The organism is Lentzea sp. (assembly GCF_036380075.1).
In the GTDB taxonomy this organism is placed as follows: Bacteria; Actinomycetota; Actinomycetes; order Mycobacteriales; family Pseudonocardiaceae; genus Lentzea.
In genome coordinates this window covers 1-17,951 of record NZ_DASVFL010000252.1, presented here as the reverse complement: position 1 = coordinate 17,951, position 17,951 = coordinate 1, and the positions used below count along the sequence as shown (strand labels likewise).

At 73.2% G+C, this 17,951-nt stretch carries 18 protein-coding genes and 1 pseudogene; 7 read left to right on the top strand and 12 right to left on the bottom strand.

Annotated elements, in window-relative coordinates:
• From VF330_RS27560 to VF330_RS27550, 3 genes are all read right to left on the bottom strand, one after another.
• Positions 1 to 917, bottom strand: a 917-nt coding sequence (locus VF330_RS27560) for a TRAP transporter large permease subunit (RefSeq protein WP_330854592.1), incomplete at its 3' end; no start/stop codon positions are given.
• Complete coding sequence (locus tag VF330_RS27555; RefSeq protein WP_330854591.1) at positions 917 to 2,233, bottom strand: DUF1932 domain-containing protein; 1,317 nt, start codon at positions 2,231 to 2,233, stop codon at positions 917 to 919. The genes VF330_RS27555 and VF330_RS27560, both read right to left, overlap by 1 nt.
• Before the next feature lie 255 nt (positions 2,234 to 2,488).
• On the bottom strand, positions 2,489 to 3,178 hold the full coding sequence (locus VF330_RS27550) for a helix-turn-helix domain-containing protein (RefSeq protein WP_330854590.1): 690 nt from the start codon (positions 3,176 to 3,178) through the stop codon (positions 2,489 to 2,491).
• A 72-nt stretch (positions 3,179 to 3,250) separates the two neighbouring features.
• On the opposite strand from VF330_RS27550, the gene VF330_RS27545 reads away from it, so the two are divergent.
• Entirely contained in the window at positions 3,251 to 4,120 is an 870-nt protein-coding gene (locus tag VF330_RS27545; RefSeq protein ID WP_330854589.1) for an NAD(P)H-binding protein, read from the top strand.
• Here the strand turns inward: VF330_RS27545 and VF330_RS27540 are convergent.
• Positions 4,103 to 4,597 carry an SRPBCC family protein gene (locus tag VF330_RS27540; RefSeq protein ID WP_330854588.1) on the bottom strand — a complete coding sequence of 165 codons (495 nt, stop codon included), beginning with the start codon at positions 4,595 to 4,597 and terminating at the stop codon, positions 4,103 to 4,105. The two genes, VF330_RS27545 and VF330_RS27540, sit on opposite strands and share 18 nt — an antisense overlap.
• A 124-nt stretch (positions 4,598 to 4,721) precedes the next feature.
• On the opposite strand from VF330_RS27540, the pseudogene VF330_RS27535 reads away from it, so the two are divergent.
• Both VF330_RS27535 and VF330_RS27530 read left to right on the top strand, forming a co-directional pair.
• A pseudogene (locus tag VF330_RS27535) lies at positions 4,722 to 5,593 on the top strand (helix-turn-helix domain-containing protein).
• Between the two features lie 65 nt (positions 5,594 to 5,658).
• On the top strand, positions 5,659 to 6,609 hold the full coding sequence (locus tag VF330_RS27530; RefSeq protein ID WP_330854587.1) for a hypothetical protein: 951 nt from the start codon (positions 5,659 to 5,661) through the stop codon (positions 6,607 to 6,609).
• Here the strand turns inward: VF330_RS27530 and VF330_RS27525 are convergent.
• Positions 6,594 to 7,034, bottom strand: a complete 441-nt coding sequence (locus tag VF330_RS27525; protein ID WP_330854586.1) for a MarR family winged helix-turn-helix transcriptional regulator — start codon at positions 7,032 to 7,034, stop codon at positions 6,594 to 6,596. The genes VF330_RS27530 and VF330_RS27525 overlap by 16 nt on opposite strands.
• Before the next feature lie 77 nt (positions 7,035 to 7,111).
• Between VF330_RS27525 and VF330_RS27520 the strand changes: the two genes are divergently transcribed.
• Positions 7,112 to 7,615 carry a hypothetical protein gene (locus tag VF330_RS27520; RefSeq protein WP_330854585.1) on the top strand — a complete coding sequence of 168 codons (504 nt, stop codon included), beginning with the start codon at positions 7,112 to 7,114 and terminating at the stop codon, positions 7,613 to 7,615.
• Positions 7,616 to 7,657: 42 nt separating this feature from the next.
• Here the strand turns inward: VF330_RS27520 and VF330_RS27515 are convergent, their stop codons facing one another.
• From VF330_RS27515 to VF330_RS27500, 4 genes are all read right to left on the bottom strand, one after another.
• Positions 7,658 to 8,629 (bottom strand): hypothetical protein, encoded by a 972-nt coding sequence (locus VF330_RS27515; RefSeq protein WP_330854584.1) that lies wholly within the window; start codon positions 8,627 to 8,629, stop codon positions 7,658 to 7,660.
• The gene (locus tag VF330_RS27510; RefSeq protein WP_330854583.1) at positions 8,626 to 9,126 is read right to left on the bottom strand and encodes a SigE family RNA polymerase sigma factor; all 501 of its coding nucleotides are present in this window, start codon (positions 9,124 to 9,126) and stop codon (positions 8,626 to 8,628) included. Before VF330_RS27510 ends, VF330_RS27515 begins: the two co-directional genes overlap by 4 nt.
• A gap of 70 nt (positions 9,127 to 9,196) precedes the next feature.
• The gene (locus VF330_RS27505) at positions 9,197 to 10,453 is read right to left on the bottom strand and encodes an amidohydrolase family protein (protein WP_330854582.1); all 1,257 of its coding nucleotides are present in this window, start codon (positions 10,451 to 10,453) and stop codon (positions 9,197 to 9,199) included.
• A gap of 22 nt (positions 10,454 to 10,475) precedes the next feature.
• Positions 10,476 to 11,054, bottom strand: coding sequence for a helix-turn-helix domain-containing protein (locus VF330_RS27500; protein WP_330854581.1), 579 nt, complete (start codon positions 11,052 to 11,054; stop codon positions 10,476 to 10,478).
• Between the two features lie 86 nt (positions 11,055 to 11,140).
• On the opposite strand from VF330_RS27500, the gene VF330_RS27495 reads away from it, so the two are divergent.
• Positions 11,141 to 12,043, top strand: a complete 903-nt coding sequence (locus VF330_RS27495) for an SDR family oxidoreductase (RefSeq protein WP_330854580.1) — start codon at positions 11,141 to 11,143, stop codon at positions 12,041 to 12,043.
• An 89-nt stretch (positions 12,044 to 12,132) separates the two neighbouring features.
• On the opposite strand, the gene VF330_RS27490 is transcribed toward VF330_RS27495, so the two are convergent.
• Positions 12,133 to 13,317: an FAD-dependent monooxygenase gene (locus tag VF330_RS27490; RefSeq protein ID WP_330854579.1), complete on the bottom strand. Its 1,185-nt coding sequence runs from the start codon at positions 13,315 to 13,317 to the stop codon at positions 12,133 to 12,135.
• A 58-nt stretch (positions 13,318 to 13,375) separates the two neighbouring features.
• Between VF330_RS27490 and VF330_RS27485 the strand changes: the two genes are divergently transcribed.
• Positions 13,376 to 13,885, top strand: coding sequence for a MarR family winged helix-turn-helix transcriptional regulator (locus tag VF330_RS27485; protein WP_330854578.1), 510 nt, complete (start codon positions 13,376 to 13,378; stop codon positions 13,883 to 13,885).
• On the opposite strand, the gene VF330_RS27480 is transcribed toward VF330_RS27485, so the two are convergent.
• Together VF330_RS27480 and VF330_RS27475 are read right to left on the bottom strand one after the other, a co-directional pair.
• Positions 13,854 to 14,516 (bottom strand): response regulator transcription factor, encoded by a 663-nt coding sequence (locus VF330_RS27480; RefSeq protein WP_330854577.1) that lies wholly within the window; start codon positions 14,514 to 14,516, stop codon positions 13,854 to 13,856. The two genes, VF330_RS27485 and VF330_RS27480, sit on opposite strands and share 32 nt — an antisense overlap.
• Entirely contained in the window at positions 14,513 to 15,679 is a 1,167-nt protein-coding gene (locus VF330_RS27475; protein ID WP_330854576.1) for a sensor histidine kinase, read from the bottom strand. Before VF330_RS27475 ends, VF330_RS27480 begins: the two co-directional genes overlap by 4 nt.
• Before the next feature lie 107 nt (positions 15,680 to 15,786).
• On the opposite strand from VF330_RS27475, the gene VF330_RS27470 reads away from it, so the two are divergent.
• The gene (locus VF330_RS27470) at positions 15,787 to 17,748 is read left to right on the top strand and encodes an alpha/beta hydrolase (protein ID WP_330854575.1); all 1,962 of its coding nucleotides are present in this window, start codon (positions 15,787 to 15,789) and stop codon (positions 17,746 to 17,748) included.
• Positions 17,749 to 17,951: the final 203 nt, after the last annotated feature.

The following is a 17,951-nucleotide window of genomic DNA, read 5'->3' as shown; positions in this document are numbered from 1 at the left end:
AGCACCAGCACGAGCGCGATCATCAGCACCGGGATCCAGGTGACCAGGCTGATCACGTCCGGCATCCCGAACGGCTGGGCGGCGAGGCTCGTGCCGTCGGCGAGCTTCACCGGCTTCTTGAGCTCCTCGCCCACGCCGGTGTAGGTGCCGAGCGCCGCCGCGACCGGCCCGCGGGTGAGCAGCAGCGGCACGAGGATCGGCAGGAACAGCAGCAACGACGTCCACCCGTTGCGCAGGCTCCGCCGCACCGGCAGCAGGTCCGCCGACGACATCGGCTCGATGCCATTGCGCCGCACGAGGAACCACGCCAGTACGATCCGGTAACCCAGGCACCACAGCCCGGCCAGGGCGAGCGGGCCGACGATCTCGTCCGGCTGCATGACCCCCTGCGCCGCGAGCCCGCCGACGAGGATGAACATGGTGGCGGAGAACGGGAAGCTCACACCCATCCCGGCGCCACCGGCCACGACGGTCGCGGCCAGCTCCGGCTTCACACCCGAGCGCTTCATCCACGGCACGGTCACCGACCCGACGGCCGCGGTCACCGCGGCACCGACGTGCGCGATCGCGCCGAACACGCCGCCCGCGATCGTCGCCGTGTAGACGGAACCGCCGCGCAGCCGACCCAGGAACGAGTTCAGCAGGTCGATCAGCCGGTCCAGCACGGGCGTCCGCGCCAGCAGGTAGGACATGAACACGAACGCGAGCCCCGCGAACGTGACCTCCTCCTGCATGGCGTCGAGCAGGGCCTCGCCGATCGAGTGCCACGCCGAGCCGCCCTCGACCCCGCCGACCACCGCGAACGCGCACACCGCGGCGAAGCCGAGGATCATCGACTCACCGATGTTGCGCTTCACCACGGCGTTCCAGAAGATGATCACGCCGACGAACGTCAGCAGCGCCCACACGCCCGTCATCACGCTGTCCCGGCGAGCAGGCTCGCGGCGGCCTCCGCGGCGGGGACCGCGATGACGCCGTCGTCGTCGCCGACCACCAGGTCACCGGGGTGCACGACGACCCCGCCGACCGCGACCGGCACGTCGACCTGACCGGGGCCGTTCTTGTAGGGGCCGGCCGCGCAGACGCCGCGCGCCCACGCGGGGAACCCGATCCTCTCCAGCTCGACGACGTCCCGCACCGCACCGTCGACCACGATCCCGCGCACGCCGCGCAGCTTCGCCCGTTCCGCCATCAGCTCACCGAGCAGCGCACGGGTGGTGTCGCCACCGCCGTTGACCACGAGCACGTCACCGGGCAGCGCGGCCGCGATCGCGCGGTGCAGGGCCAGGTTGTCGCCGTTGCGCACCCACACCGTGCGCGCCCGGCCGACGACCCGCGCGCCCCGCCAGAGCGCCCGCACCGCGCCGTCGAGCATGCCCATCCGGTCCCGCGCGTCGCCGATGTTCGCCACGGCGAGCCCGTCGAACGCCGAGAGCAGGTCTGCGGAGGGCGCCAGAGCCGTGTCCGCGGCGCTCCGGTGCGCCTCGGCGGCCGCCCGCGTCATCACCGGCCTCACCCCCAGAGTGTCGAGCAGCTCGGCCGCGGCCGCCGACTCACCGGCGCGCCGGGTCGCGTGCTTCACCGTCCCGTCGTGCAGGCGGTCCAGCGCGGCGGCGCCGCCGGACAGCTCGCGGGCGATCTGCTCGCGCACCCACGTCTCCTCGTGGGCCGCCCGCCCCGCCGCGACCGACTCGACGATCAATGCGCCGAGCCCCTTCATGAACGTGCTGCGCAGCAGTTTCCGCGCCGAGGCGTCGCCCGCCGCACCGCCGATGTCCTCGGCGGGCGCACCCAGCGTCGTGAACACCTCCGCCGCCCGCGCCGACGCCGGGCCGCTCACGACGACCGAGGTCGCGGCACCGTGCGCGGGCACCGACCCGATCACGGCGACGTCGGCGAACCTGTCCTCGCCCACGACTCCGGCGATCCGGCGCTTGACCTCGCGCGCCGCGGTGTTGAGGTCCGCGTAGACGGCGTCGGCCGCGAGGTGCGGCGCGACCGACGTGGCGGCGTCCTCCGCGGCCCTGCCCCCGACCAGGCTCACCACGAGGCCCGCGTCCCGCACCGCGGCCTGCGGGGTCGTGGCCCGCACGACCCCCGGCGGCGTGGTGCCGGCCACCGGGTCGTAGCCCGTGACCGTCCACCCCTGCTCCACCAGGCCGGCCGCGTACAGCGCTCCGGCTTCACCCAACCCCAGGACGGACGCCCGCATGTCGCCTCCGAAGATTTTCACAGAGTGGTAATGTCTCTCGCTAGACGGATACTATTGCCGTCAGGTGAGAACTTCGTCAACCCTGGGTGTAGCGCGGACTCAGCGCGGTGATCAGCGGAAGCGGTAGGCGGTGACGCCTCGGACCGCCCGCTCGCCCGGTCGCGGGGACGGTGCCGTCAGCGCACGCGAGGGCGGCGGGACCGCTCCTGCGAGGAGGCTCTCGGACGGCGACGGGGTGGTCGCCGGTGGGGAAGCGAGGTGCTCAGGCCGCAGACATCAAGCCCGGGGCGCGTCAGGCCGGGCCAGCCACTCCGCGAGCAGGCCGCGTTCGGCCTCGGTGAGCTGGTGCAGCGCCGGCAGGGCGTGCTGGACGGTCTCGGTGGCGGTGGTCGTCGTACCGGCCGGTCCGCTGGTCAGAACGGTCCGCATCACCGCCTCGTACAGCGCGTCGGCCAGGCCGGGGTCGCGGTCCTCCGGCGGCGTGGCCAGCAGGGCGATCATCGCGCCGGTCCCGGCGGCGTGCACGAGCTCGACGGCCCGCCGTTCGCTGACCTGGAGCCTGCCCGCCGCGGCGACCCTGGCCACGCGGGCCCGCAGGATCTCGATCCCGTTGGTCATGGCGGGGGAGCGGGACGCCCGCGCGGGATCGAGCAACAGGCTGAGCAGCTCCGGGTTGGCCAGTCCGAAGCCGAGGTGCGTGTCCCACCCGGCGCGCAGGTCGGCCACCGGGTCGTCGAGCTGCGGGGTGACCGCCTTGCCGGCCACGTAGGCGGCGAAGACGTGCTCGGCCACGGCGTCGAGCAGGGCGTCCTTGTCCGCGAAGAACCGGTAGATCGTCGGCGCCTGGGTGCCCGCGGCCTGGGCCACCGCGCGGATCGTGACCGCCGCGGCTCCCTGCTCGCGCAACAGCTGTGCCGCGACCTCCACGACGTTCGCCCGTGCCTTGTCCCTGCTGCTCTCCGCCACGTTGCACATCCTACCGATCTGTTGCTAACGTCGATAGTGACAGCGTTACTACCGGTGTTAGCGAGGGAAGACATGATCATCGTCAGCGGAGCGACCGGCAAGCTCGGCGCGCAGGTCGTCGAGCGACTGCTGGAGCGGGTGCCCGCGAGCCGGGTCGGCGTGAGCGTGCGGGACGTGAACGGCGCGGCGGCATTAGCCGAGAAGGGTGTCCGGGTGCGGCGCGGCGACTTCACCGAGCCCGCGACGCTGGCCGGCGCCTTCGAGGGCGCGTCGCAGGTGTTCGTCGTCTCGGCGGGCGTGACCGGCGCGGCGGCGGTCGAGCACCACGTCGCCGCCGTCGACGCGGCCCGGGAAGCGGGCGCCGAGCGCGTTTTCTACACCAGCCACCAAGGTGCGGCGGCCGACTCCCTCTTCGCGCCCATGCCCGACCACGCCGCGACCGAGGACTACCTGGCGAAGTCCGGTGCGCCGTTCACCGCGCTGCGCAACGGTTTCTACGCCAGCACGGTCCCGTTGCTGCTCGGCCAGGCGCTCACGACCGGCGAGCTCGTCGCCCCGGCCGACGGACCCGTGTCCTGGACCGCGCACGCCGACCTCGCCGAAGCCGCGGCGGTCCTGCTGGCGGGCGAGGAGCGGTTCGACGGACCGACCCCGCCCCTCACCGCGCCGGACGCCCTCGACCTCGACGACGTCGCCACGCTGCTGACCGAGATCACCGGCCGCACGGTGCGGCGGGTCGTCGCCGAGGACGAGGAGTGGACGGCTTCCCTGGTCCAGCACGGTGTTCCCGAGGGGCGGGCGGCCATGTTGCTCGGCATGTTCCACGCGTCGCGGCGCGGTGAGTTCTCGACGACCGGCGACCAGTTGGAGAAGCTGATCGGACGCCCCGCGACCCCGCTGCGGGACGTCCTGGCAGCAGTCGTCTCAGAGCGCGCGCACTGACACGTTCGCCCTGTCTTGTTGCGCGACCCACTCGGCGAGCGCGGCGAGCGTGGTCTCGACACTGGCCGCCATGTAGTCGCGCAGCGCGGTCACGTCGGCCGCGGTGGCGCCGAGGACGGGGTCCATGCGGAGCAGCCGCCACGACTGCTCCGCCACGGTGCCGCGGCCCTGCGCGCGCAACGTCCAGCCCCACTCGACGATGCCGTCGACCACGAAGGCGAAAGCGGTGCCGGGATCGGCTTTCACGACCTGCGAGCGGCTGGTCCACTCCTTGTCGCCCCTGCGGTTGCGGCCGCTGAACCACGCCCCCTCCTCGGGTCCGGCGCCGTCGTCGTAGGCGGCGTCCGTCGCGTTCGGACTCCAGCGGCTGATCGCGGAGACGTCGCTGACGAGCCGGTAGACGTCCTGCGGGGTGGCGTCCACCCAGGCCTGGCGCGTGAAGGTGAAGCCGGCCGGGTCGATCGCGTCGGTGCTCATGGGAAGTCCTCTCGTTCGTGGGCAACGACAGTCCACCCGCCGCGCGAGGAGCCGCCCACTCCCCGCTCTGCGTATCCCCGGCGGGGGCAGGCAACCCGCGAAATCCCGCCCCATACTCGAAACCATGGACGACACCGCACGACTCGGGGAGTTCCTCAGGACGCGGCGCTCGCAGCTCCGTCCCGAGGACGTGGGCGTGCGGACGTACGACGACCGGCGGCGCGTGCCCGGCCTCCGCCGCGACGAGCTCGCCCGGCTGGCCGGCGTGAGCAGCTCCTACTACACGCGGCTCGAACAGGGGCACTCGACGGGCGCCTCGGCCGAGGTGCTGGACGCGCTCGCCACGGCGCTGCGGCTGGACGACGCCGAACGCCGGCACCTGCACGCGCTGGCCAAGCCGGTGAAGCGGGCGCGGCTGCGCAGGCCGGGCCCCGAACGGGTGGGCGAGGCGACCGGGCAGCTGCTCGACGCGCTGGCCGGCGTCCCCGCCGTCGTGCTCGGCCGGCGCACCGACGTGCTGGCCTGGAACGGACTGGGCCACGCGTTGTTCGCGGGCCACCTCGACCCCGGCGCGGTGGACGAGCCGGCGCGCCGCCCGAACATGGCCGGCTGGTGTTCCTCGACCCGCACACCCGCGAGCTCTACGCCGACTGGCCCGCCAAGGCCAGGGCCGTGGTCGGCAACCTGCGCCTGACCGTGGGCCAGCACCCGGACGACGCCGCGCTCTACGAACTGGTCGGGCAGCTCAGCGCGACCAGCTCCGAGTTCGCCTCGATGTGGGCGGACCACCGCGTGAAGGCCTGCGCCACGGCCGTCTACGAGATGCGGCACCCGCTGGTCGGCCGGCTGACCGTCACGCAGCAGACCCTGAGCAACGGGACGGGTCCGAGCGTCGTGGTCGCCACCGCGCCACCGGGGTCGTCCTCGCACACCGCGCTGACCCTGCTCGCCCAGGCCACGGCCGGGTCGACGGCGCACCGAGTCACCACCGCTTGACCTGAGCGGGGGAACCACACCGAAGGGCGCGGCGCTGCCGTCTGCCCGAAAACAGTGAGGAAAGCATGTCCGCACAACCCCTCAAGGCACTCGTCGCCGCCGTTCTGGCCGCGAGCGCGCTCACCGCCGCCACCCCGGCGTCGGCCGCCACGTACCCGCTGCACGCGGCGCGCGTGGTCCAGCACTTCGACCTGGAGAAGGGACAGACGCCGGAGAGCATGGTCTTCGCCCCGGACGGCACCGCCTACGTGACCTTCGCGAAGGCCCGCCAGATCGCGGCGATCTCACCGAGCGGCCGCATCAGGGTCCTCGCCACGCTGCCCGCGCCCGCCGACGGCGGGGTGAACACGCCCGCACTCGGCTTCGCGCTGACCGTGGGCATCGACCGCGCCGCCGACGGGACGCTGTACTTCGCTTACGCCACCGGCACTTCCGACCTCACCGGGATCTGGAGCCTGCGTCCGGGCGGCACGCCGCGGCGCATCGCGGCGTTGCCCGCGACCAGCCTGCCCAACGGCATCGCGCTGGGCCACCGCACCCTCTACGCGGCGGACTCCACCGGCGGCGTGATCTGGCAGGTGCCGGTCTCGGGCGGCAAGGCCACCACCTGGTCCTCCGACCAGGAGCTCGCTGCCGCCGGGTTCCTCGGCGCGAACGGCCTCCGGCTGCGCGACGGCGCGGTCTGGGCCACCAACCTCGACAAGGGGACGATCCTGCGCATCCCGGTGCAGGCCGACGGGTCCGCGGGTCGCCTGAAGGTCGTCGCCACCGGACTGGCCGGCATCGACGACTTCGCCTTCACCGGCAGGGGCACCGAGATCATCGCCGCGCTGGACACCGTCAACCAGGTCGCGCTGGTGCGGCCCGACGGCAGCCACACCGTGGTGCTGACCGCGGCCGACGGTCTGCAGGGGCCGACCACGGTCGCGGTGCGCGGCCGCACGGTCCACGTGCCGAGCGCCGCCTACCTCACCGGGCAGGACCCGAACCTGCTCCGCGCTCAGCTCGGCCGCTGATCCCGCTCGACGAGGATCCGCGTCTGCTCCCGCAGGACCTCGACCGTGCGCGCCACCCAGTCGGCGATCACGGCCTGCTCGGCGGGGGAGTAGCGGTCGGTCAGCTCGCCCATCGCCTTGCTCAGCCCGGAGAACGTGTCGCCGAAGGGACCGCGGACCGCGGTGATCACCAGCCTGCGGCGGTCGTCCGGGTGCGGCGAGCGCCGGGCGAGCCCGGCCCGTTCGAGGCGGTCCACCACCCCGGTGACCGCGCCGGGGGTCAGGCCGATCTCCTTGGCCAGCTCGCCCGCGGACACCGACCCGGCGCCGGCGATGACGGCGAGCGCCCGCTGGTCGACCGCGGTCACCCCGAGGCTGGCCCCCACCGCCTCGTGGAACGCGACCACGGCGGTGCTCAGCTCACGTCCGGCGTCTCGACCTTCCACCCCTCCCACTTTACCGGAGGCGACATTTCAGTATGCTGAACTAAATGGTTTAGCCGACTGAAGTAATGGGGGAGGCCATGACCGAGCTGAAGCTGGCGTTCGAGGTGCCGAGGTGGGCGTGGGACTGGTACACCGCCCACCTCGGGCTGGTGCTGGGACTGTCGCTGGTCGCGTCGGTCCAGCGGCTGGTGGTCGTGAACTGGACCGGCGAGATCCCGTCCGGCCTCGCGACCGCCTCGGAGGTCGTGGTGCTGGCCGTCCGCGTCGCACTGGTGGTGCTGATGTGGAGGAGCGCGATGGCCGGGGTGGCGCTGAGCTGGGGTGCCGCCCGCGCGTTCGTGAGCGCGCACTGGCCCAGCCTGCTGTGGCAGGTGGTGTTCCTCGGCGCGGCCTTCGCGGTCTTCGAGGTGCTCGCCGAGCACGTCGTGTCGGGGCTGCTGCCGGAGTCGGCGCGGCAGGCCTACCTGGCCGTGCTGCTGTTCGTGAAGAACCCGACCGTCATCGCGTTGACGGTGCTGTGGTGGATCGGGGTGGTCCGGCAGGTGTTCGGGGTGCCGGTCGGCCAGCCGGTGGCCGCGTGACGAGGGGGTGCGTGCCCGACTCCGGTCACGCACCCCCTCGTCTCACCGCTGCTGCGGGACGAGCGCCACACTCCACTCACCGGTGATCCGCTCGGGGACCACCGTGATCCTGACGGTCTGCCCCGCGGCTGGTTCGGGTCCGTGGGCCAGCTCGTAGCTGCCCGCGTCGATCTGGTGGCTGCCCTCGAAGTAGTCCCAGTTCGAGTAGTCGACGACGAGGACGTCGTCGACGAGAACCCGGATCCTGCCGGGAGTGTTCGTCCTGACCACCAGTCCGCTGCGACCGGGCCAGGCGATGGTGGACTCCTTGCGCGCCAGCGGGTCCGCCGGATCGGACCGCAGCTCGACCGACGCTTCCGGGAACTGCGGCTGCAAAGCGGGCAGGGTCGACGGGGGCGGCGGCAACGGGTACTCCTCCACCGGCACCTCCTCGCCGATCCCGACGGCGAACGAGCCGCTCGCCGGGAGCGGGAGCACCTCGAAGCCCTGACCCGGCACCACTTCTCCCTGCCCGCCGTCCACGGTCATCGTGAGCACCGAGGGTTGTCCCGGCTTGATGCCGAAGGCGCCCCAGTCGGCCGGCTGGGTGCCACCACCGCAGCCGTTGCTCTTCGTGTACTCGTGGCCGTTGATCGTCACGGTGATGAGCAGACCGGCTTTCGGCCCGACATCGCACTGGGTGTACAGCCAGAGGTTCAACGACTTCGGCACGAACGTCATCGTGGCGGTCGTCCCCGGCAGATCTCCCCAAGCCTGGCCGATGAGCTTGGTGCCCCGCTGGTACTCCGGCAGGCTGCGCGGCGGCACGGCGGGTTCGGGCAGGGCCTGCGGACGGGGGAGCGTCGCGTAGACGATGCCGACCAGCGCGAGCACCACGCAGGCGACACCGGTGACCGCGCGCCGGCGACGCGTGGCCGACACCCGTGCTCGCACGCCCGCCATCCGCGCGTCATGCGCCGTGTCGTCGACCCGGGCTCGGTCGCGCAGCACCTCGGTGAGGTCGGTCAGGTTCATCGCCGCACCCCTTCGAACGTGGTGATGGTGTCGTCGAGCCGCAGCTTCGCGAGCGCCTTGCTCGTCTGGCTCTTGACCGTGCCGACGGAACAGCCGAGCAGCGCGGCGACCTGCGCCTCGGGCAGGTCCTCGTAGAACCGCAGCACCACCACGGTCCGCTGCCTGCGCGGCAGGCGGCCCAGCGCCTGCCACAGCCACTCGCGTTCGCTCACCGCGTCCTGCGGCGAGTCGCCCGGTCGTTCCGGCAGCTCCCCGGTAGGTTCCTCGCCCCGCCACCGCCTCCGCCACCAGGTGGCGTGCACGGTCACGACGATCCGCCGCACGTACGGCTCCGGGTCGCCGTCGACCCGCCCCCAGGCCCGCCACGCCTTGGCCAGCGCCGTCTGCAGCAGGTCCTCCGCGTGTCCCGCGTCCCGCGTCAGCAGGAATGCCAGCCGTAAGAGGCGTGGCGACGCGGCCGCCACGAACTCCTCGAACCCCTCGGGTGAGCGCACCACTTCCCGGCCCTTCGACTCAGTCCGTCACCGGCTACTACCAGTCGGGCCGCGGGAATGGTTGCCTTTCTCCTCAGCCGCGGGACCGCCGGCCCCGGACGGCGGCGACGACCTTCGCGACTTGGGCGTCGAAGGCGTCGAGCTGCTCGGCCTCGGCGGCGCTCGCCGCGAAGGCACGGCGGTCGCACGGGACGCCCGCGCGCCAGATCCGGTCGATCGCGCGGGTCGCGGTGATGTCGGTCAGCGGGTCGCCGGACACCAGGACGAGGTCCGCGCGCAGTCCGGGCGCCACCCGGCCGCGGTCGGTGAGGCCGAACACCCGTGCCGCTGCGGACGTGGCGGCGGCCAGGGCTCGCGCCGGGTTGAGTCCGCACCGCACGAGCAGTTCCAGCTCCCGGTGCAGGCTCGCGCCGAACACGGTCCCGGGGTTCGGGGCGTCGGTGCCCGCGAGCACCGTGACGCCCGCTTCGGCCAGTCGTCGCACGTTCTCCTCGGCCCGTGCGTAGGGCGGCCCGCCGAGCTTCGGTGCACCCGCGGTCAACCGGCGCACCCAGCCGTCCCCGAGCGCCTCGGCGAGCCGCGGATCCGCCGCCACCGCCGCGCCACCCGGTACGCCGAGGGTGTTCTCGACGGTCGCCAGCGTGGGTCCGACCGCGATCCCGGCGGCGGCGATGCGTTCCACGAGGTCCTGGGGCAGTGCCGCGTCGGCGGGCACGTGCGCCACCACGTCGGCACCGGCGGACACGACCTGCTCGACGCCGGCCACCGAGCTCACGTGCCCGACGACGACCAGACCGCGGGCGTGCGCGGCGGCGACCAGCGCGGTGATCGTGGCGGAGTCCAGCGCGGGCCACAGGCCTCCGACGCCGGAGAAGACCTTCAGGTGGTCCGAGCTCTCGGCGATCCTCGCCTCCACGAACTGCTCGGCCTCGCCGGGACCGGTCACCGTCGGGAACGGCGCGTACATGACCGACGGATGCCCACCGGGTGCGGTGGCGCCGATCCCCGACGACCGCACGTCGGCCACGCCGTTCCCGGAACGCGCTTGGTCCTTGGCCGCGGCCACCACCTCGGGCTTGCTGAACATGTCCAGCACCGTCGTGACGCCGAAGGTCAGCGACTGCGCGAGCGCGCCGGGCACGAGGTGCACGTGGGTGTCGACCAGGCCGGGCAGCACCGTGCCGCCGCCGGCGTCGACCACCGCGTCGCCTTCCCTCGCCAGCGACACCGCCGAGCACTCGGTGATCACCCCGTCCGCGAACCGGACCGACGTCCAGTCCCTCCCGCCCGCCCCGTCGAACACCTTCGCGTTCACGATCGTCGTCGCCACGCCGCTCCTCTCCGCCTGCCGCTCACCGCAGCGAAGCGCTGGCCGCCCGCAACTCGTCGAGAGCCTTCCGCAGGTACCCGGCGAAGTCGTCCTCCGGCGCGCGGTCCCCCTCGGACCACTCCGCGTACCCCCGCTTGAACGCGAGCAGCCCCAGCTCGCTGGCCAGCGCCGCCGTCGGGTCCGGCACGCCGCGGGCGATCAGGGCGGCGGTCATCGCGGCGGCGAGGCTCACGCTCTTGAGGGCGTCGCGTTCCTGGAGCTCGGTGCTCGCGGCCACGGCGGCCTTCAGGCGCGGGCCTATCTCGCGGCTCATCGGGCCCATCGCGGTCGAGGCGCGTTCCAGGCCGGAGGCGACCGCTTCGAGGGGGCTGGCGCCGTCGGGGGCCTCGGCGATGCCCTCGGCCAGCAGGCGGCTCAGCGTCTCCTGGCCCGCGACCAGCAGTTCGCGCTTGTCCGGGAAGTGGCGGAAGAACGTGCTCTTCGTGACGCCGGCGCGTTCGGCGATCTGCGCGACCGTCGTCGCGTCGTAGCCCTGCTCGGTGAACAGGTCGACGGCGGCGACGACAAGGCGGTCCCGTGCGCCCGGTTCCCAGCGACCCATATGTGCCAGCATACGTGACGGGACCTTTGTCCCATCACTCTGGTACGGTCATGGGACAAGAGTCCCATCACTTGCGGGAGAGTTCCATGCGCGTCTTCATCACCGGCGGCACCGGCCTGATCGGGTCCGCCGTCGTCGCCGAACTGCTCGGGCACGGCCACGGCGTTCTCGCGCTCGCCCGGTCCGACGCGTCGGCGCGGGCTGCCGCCGAGGCCGGTGCGGAGGTGGTCCGGGGTGGCCTGGCCGACCTCGACGCCCTGCGGGCGGGTGCCGACCGGGCCGACGGCGTGATCCACCTGGCCTTCAGCAACGACTTCAGCAGCCCCGAGGCCCTCGCGAACGCGGTCGCCGAGGAGGGTGCGGCGGTCGCCGCGCTCGGCGAGGCGCTGGTGGGCAGCGACCGGCCGTTCGTCATCTGCTCCGGCACGCCCGCCGTGCCGGGCCGCGCCTCCACGGAGGACGACCCGGCCATGACCGAGGGACCGGTCGGCGGGCGCGGCCGGTCCGTCGCCGCGGTGCTGGAACTGGCCGCGCGGGGCGTCCGGACGTCGGCCGTGCGCCTGCCGCGGACCGTCCACAACAGGGGTGAGGGCGGGTTCGCCGGGCTGCTGACGACCATGGCGCGCCAGAGCGGCGTCGCCGGCTACCCCGGTGACGGGACGCAGCGCTGGCCCGCCGTGCACGCCCTCGACGCCGCCGCGCTCTTCCGGCTCGCGCTGGAGCAGGCGGAGCCCGGCACGTCGTGGCACGCCGTCGGCGACGAGGGCGACCGGGTGCGCGACATCGCCGCCGTCATCGGGCGGCGGCTGGGGCTGCCCGTCGAGTCCGTGCCGCTGGAGACCTACGGGCCCCTCGGCGTCATCTTCGGGGCCGACCAGCCGTCGTCGAGCGCCCGCACGCAGGAGGTGCTGGGCTGGAAGCCGCAGCACCCGAGCCTGCTGGAGGACCTGGAGAACCTCCAGGGCCTGTCCCGTGGGTCCGTTCGATGAGAGTCACGGTCGAGCGTGCCGTCTCCGGGGCCCTCGGCCGCGACTGTCGCGGACGAGACCTGCGGGACAGGCCCTGGCCCTGACCGCCGTCAGGGCTGGGTCACCGCGATGGCCGGCAGCGGCCGGTCGGTGCCGGCCACCTCGGTGAACTTGGCCGTCAGCGGCGCGAACAGCCGTGACGTGATCACCTTGTCGGCCACGCGGCGCAGGCCCAGGCCCAGCCGCGTCCGCGGGTAGGCGACGGGCACCATCCAGCGCGGGAAGTTCTGCACGTCGTCGACGAGGGGCCGCATCCACTCCTCGTAGGCGGCGAGCCCGTCCTCTTGCCGCGCGGTGCCGGACAGGGCGGCGGCCAGCACGTAGCCGCTGGTCAGCGCCAGGGAGGCGCCGCCTCCGCCCATCGGGGTGACGCACCACGCCGCGTCCCCGGCGACGCACACCCGGCCGCGGTGCCACACCGGCATGCGGATCTGGGTGAGCTGGTCGACGTAGACGTCGTCGGAGCCCTCGAACCCGTCGAGGACGCGGTCGGCCTCCCAGCCGGCGCCGGCGTAGTGCTCGCGGAAGCGGCTCAGGACGGCGTCGCGGTCGTGCACGGCGAAGTCGCCGGTGCACGCGAGCATGGCGCGGGTCGTGCCGTGGTTGTCCGGGCGCAGGTGGATCTGCCGGCCGCCGGTGGTGGTGTACCAGCGCCACCGGCTGTCGTCGCTCGCCGTGCGGGGGATCGTGCCGAACACCATGGCGATCCCCAGGTCGTCGCGCTCGACCTGGTCACCGAAGACCAGGTCGCGGGTCGTGGAACGGACTCCCTCGGCGACGACCAGCAGGTCGGCGCGGAACGTCCGGCCGGACGCCGTGGTGATCGCGACGTCGTCGGCGCCGTCCTCGACCGCGGAGATCGTGTCTCCGTAGTGGATCTCGACGCCCTCGGGCAGGTGCCGCAGGATCGTGGTGGCGAAGTCGCCGCGCAGGACCTCCAGCTCCGCGGTCGCCGAGTCCGGGCCGATCGACGGCAGCTCCGCGAGCACCTCGCCCGACGAGCCGACGAACACCGTGCCGGTCTCGGTGGTGTTCTGCTCCTTGACGGCGTCGAACAGCCCCATCCTGGTCAGCACCTCGCGGGCGGTACCCCGGACGTCGACGTTCTGGCCGCCGTCGCGGAACTCCGCCGCGCGCTCCAGCACGGTCACCTCCCACCCGGTGCGCCGCAGCCAGAACGCGGCCGAGAGTCCGGCGATGCTCGCTCCGGAGATCACCGCGTGCCGTGTCGTCATGTCCTACTCCCCACTTGGTAGCTTTGCAGCAAAGCTACTTCGTGGTGAAGGGGGTTGCATGACAGACGCCGACCCGCTGGTGGAGGCCTGGTCACCGGTCCAGTCCGCCGTGATGCACGGCCTGCGCGACTGGGTCGTCGCGTACACGGCGTTCAACCAGCACCTCGCCGCGTGGCTGCGGCTGCCCGGCTCCGACGCCAACGCGCTGGGGCAGATCATCTGGGCCGCCGAGGCGGACGCGCCGCTCTCACCCGCCCAGCTGTCCCGGCAGATCGGCATGACCACCGGCGCCACCACGATCCTGCTCAACCGGCTGGAGGACGCCGGTCACGTCGTCCGCAGCCGTGAGAGCGCCGACCGCCGCCGCGTCACGCTGCGGCCCGCGCCCGCGTCACGCGAGGAGGCCCGCCGCTTCATCGCCCTCGCCGGAGCGGAGATCGCCCACGTCCTCCGCACGACCCCGCCGGACGAACTGCGCGCCGTCGCCACGTTCCTGGCGAGGATGACCGACGCGGCGGCCGGTGCCGACCAGCGGCTCAGCGCCGCTCCTGGCTCGCGAACCCCGTGAGGTGGGCGTAGGCCACGGCGTGCGTGCGGTCCCGCAGGCCGAGCTTGCGCAGGATGCTCGACACGTGCGACTTCACCGTCTCCTCGCCGACGTGCAGCAGCCCGGCGATCTCGGAGTTGGTGTGGGCGCGCGACAGCAGGAGCAGCACCTCGCGTTCGCGGGCGGTCAGGCGGTCGAGGTCGCTCGGGGGAGCGGGCGCGCTGAGCGTGTCGGCGAAGCGCGCGAGGTGGCGCCGCACGATCGACGGGTCGATCAGCACGTCGTCGCGCGCCGCGATGCGCACCGCCGCGATCATCTCCTCCGGCGGCATGGACTTGAGCAGGAACCCGCGCGCCCCGGCGCTCATCGCCCGGTACACGTACTCGTCGGTGTCGTGCGTCGTCAGCACGACGATCTTCGTGCGGTTGCCGGGAGCGGCCAGGATCGCCGACGCCGCACCGAGTCCGTCGCGGCGCGGCATGCGGATGTCCAGCACCGCGACGTCCGGGCGCAACCGCAGCACGGCGTCCACGGCCTGCTCGCCGTCGGCGACCTCGGCCACGACCTCGATGTCGTCCTCGGTGTCCAGGATGGCGCGCAGGCCGGAGCGGAAGACCGCGTGGTCGTCCGCGACCAGGACGGTGATGGTCACTGCGGTCCTCCGAGCGGGAACGAGACTGCGGTCCGCCAGATCTTCCCGTCCCGTCCCGCACCCCGGTCGAGCACCCCGCCGAACTCCTCGGCGCGAGCGCGGATCCCCGCCAGGCCACGGCCTTCCGCGCGCACGGCACCGGACAGCGGGTTCACTGTCTCGATCTCCAGCCCGGCTGCCGAGTGGCGGACCGCGACCTCGATGGGACCGCCGGAGCCGTGGCGCAACGCGTTGGTGAGCATCTCCTGGACGATGCGGAACACCGCGGCGTCGAGCTGCGGCGGCAGGTCGCGCGGTGTGCCGGACACGTCCAGCCGCACCTCCAACCCGGTCTCCCGCAAGCGTTCCAGCATCGCGCCGATGTCGGCCAGGCCGGGATCGCGGTCCGCCTGGGGACGCTGGCCGAGCAGCAGGTCGAGCATCTGCCGCAGGTCGTGCAGGGCGGTGCGGCTGGAGTCCTCCACCGACCGCACGGACCTCAGCGCCGACTCGTCGCCCTCGGTCCTGGTGAGCCGCAGCCGCGCGGCGCCCGCGTGCACGCTGATCGCGCTGACGTGGTGGGTGATGACGTCGTGCAGGTCGCGAGCGATCACGGCGCGGTCCTCGGCGATGGCCGCGTCGACGGCCTCCTGGGCCTCGCGCTCCTCCTGCTCCGCCTGGCGTCTCATCTCGTCGAGGTACGCGCGGCGCGAGGTGGTGTAGCGGCCGACGAGCCAGGAGATCAGCCCGGTCTTGGCCGCCGACACGAGCACGTACCAGTCGAGCGCGTACCCGCGCGTGAGGTGGGCGAGCACGAGCCCGCCGATCACCCCGAGCAGCGAGGCGACCGCCCACCGCCCGCGCAGCCAGGCACCGGCCCGGTAGGACGCGACGAGGATCCCCGTCTCGTTGAGCCGCAGCGTGCGCGGCCCGCCCAGCAGCAACGCCACCGCCGCGTTGAACACGACGGCGGCGACCGCGACCGCCCCCGACCACTTCGTCCGCGAGGCGAGCGCCGCGTCGACCACCACGATCCCCAGCAGCGCGGTCATCCAGGCGCCGTCGACCGGGAGGTCCTGCACGAGGAACGACAGCACGTCGGCGACCGCGCAGACCCCGGCGACGAGGAGGGACTGCCGCTGGAGCTTCGTCCTGGCACGGGACAGCGAGGGGACGTTGATCACCCGCAGACGATGTCAGGGCGGCGGGCGCACGACATCCCTCGCGCGAGGGAGACGGGTCCGCTCGGCGAGGGGAAGATCCGCGTCCCGGGAATTCCTAGGTTTTCGCCATGCCTTCGTTCAAGCCTTCCCGCCGGGTGGTCGCCACCGGGCTCGCCGGCGCCGTCCTGCTCGGCCTCGCCTACCTGGCCGTGCGCCCGGAGCCGGTGCTCGCCGTGCCCGACGGCGCCGCGCCCGGCTCGCTGACCACGCGGCCCTGCGACTTCGACACGGAGGCGGGTCCCGTCGCCGCCGACTGCGGCACGCTCGTCGTGCCGGAGAACCGGCGCGACCCCGCGACGAAGATGATCGCCCTGCCCGTGACCAGGATCCGCGCCACCGGGCCGGACCCGGCCGAGCCGGTCTTCAAGCTGGGCGGCGGTCCCGGCGCGACGAACATGGCCTTCCCGCAGGCGAGCAGGCTCATCGACCGCCACGACGTGGTGATCGTCGGGTACCGCGGCATCGACGGGTCACGCCGCCTGGACTGCCCCGAGGTCGTGGCGTCGATGCGCGGTGGCGACGGGATCGCCGACGCGAAGACGTTGCCCGCCACCACCAAGGCGTTCGAGCTGTGCGCGAAGCGGCTGACCGCGGACGGCGCCGACCTCACCGGCTACTCCGTCGCCCAGCGGGTGGACGACCTCGAGGACGCCCGCACCGCCCTCGGCTACCGGAAGATCAACCTGATCAGCACCAGTGCCGGCACCCGCACCGCGATGATCTACTCCTGGCGCCACCCCGAAGCGCTGAACCGGTCCGCCATGATCGCCGTCAACCCGCCCGGCCACCTGTTCTGGGACCCGGCCACCACCGACTCGCAGTTCGGGCAGTACGCGGACCTCTGCCGTGCCGACGCCGGCTGCTCCGCCCGCACCTCCGACCTCGCGGCCTCGCTGCGCTCCGTCACCTCGGCCATGCCGGACAGCTGGGGCCCACTGTCCATCAAGGACACGAACGTCCGCGTGGTGAGCCAGTACGCCATGAACCACAACGGGCACGTCTCGGCGCCGAACAACGCCCCGACCGTCTTCGACGCCTACCTCAGCGGCGACACCGGTGCGCTGTGGGCGATGTCCGTGCTCGGTGACATCGCCCTGCCGGAGTCGCTCGTGTGGGGCGAGTTCGCCTCGTTCGCCATGCTCGACTCCGATTTCAACCAGCGGTACTACGACGCGGGCGGCGACCACGGCTCGATCCTGGGCAACTCCTCCACCGACTTCCTCTGGGCGGGGGGCGGCGTGCAGAAGGTGTGGCCGGACAGCCCCGACAACGCCGAGTACCGCACGATGCGGTCCAGCGACGTCGAGACCCTCGTGATCAGCGGGGAGGTCGACTTCTCGACCCCGGCCCAGAACGCGACCAAGGAGCTGCTCCCGGCGCTCTCGCGCGGCAGGCAGGTCATCCTTCCCGGCCTCGGCCACACCTACGACTTCTGGGGGCACCGCCCGGACGCCGGCGAGCACCTCCTCACCACGTTCTTCGAGTCCGGCCAGGTGGACAGCTCCGGCTTCGACCGCCGCCCGATCGCCTTCGCCGACGTGCCGCTGAGCATGTCCACCCTGGCCCGGCTGCTGATCGGCACCGCCGTCGGTGGCGCGGTCCTCGGCCTGCTCGTGCTCGCCTGGCTCTTCCGCAGGTCGCGTCGCCAGGGCTTCAGCGCACGGGGGAGCGTCTGGGCCCGTGTAGCCACGGCGTTGCCGCTCGGCCTCGGTGGCTGGCTGCTGGGCGTGCTGGTGTCGTGGACGCTCAACCCGGACGACTACCTCGTCAGCGCCACGGTCGTCGTTCCCGGCGTCGGTGTGCTCATCGGCCTGGGCGCCCACCTCGCCCGCGTCCGTCCTGAGTGGACTGCCCGGGTCCGGCGAACCAGCCTGGTCGCCGCGGTCGGCGCGGCTCTGCTGGGTGCGCTGCTCGGCACGTACGCGCTGCCCGGTCTGACCGCGCCGGCCACCGCGATCGTGGGCGCCATCGCGGCCGCCAACCTCGCGTTGCTGGTCACCTCGCGGGACGTGAGCCCGCGAGCAGCGTGACGGTCCGCCGGAACGCCTCCGCTGTCCACGAACGGGACAGCGGAGGCGTGAGCTCAGTGCTGCCGCGAGCCGGTCCGCGACGACGCGTGCAGGCACGTCCCGGCCAGCAGGACCACCGCGCCGCCGAAGACCAGCGTGAACGTGTTCGTCACCGAACCCGCCACGACGCCGGCCAGACCCAGCAGGTCGACGGCGTACCGCAC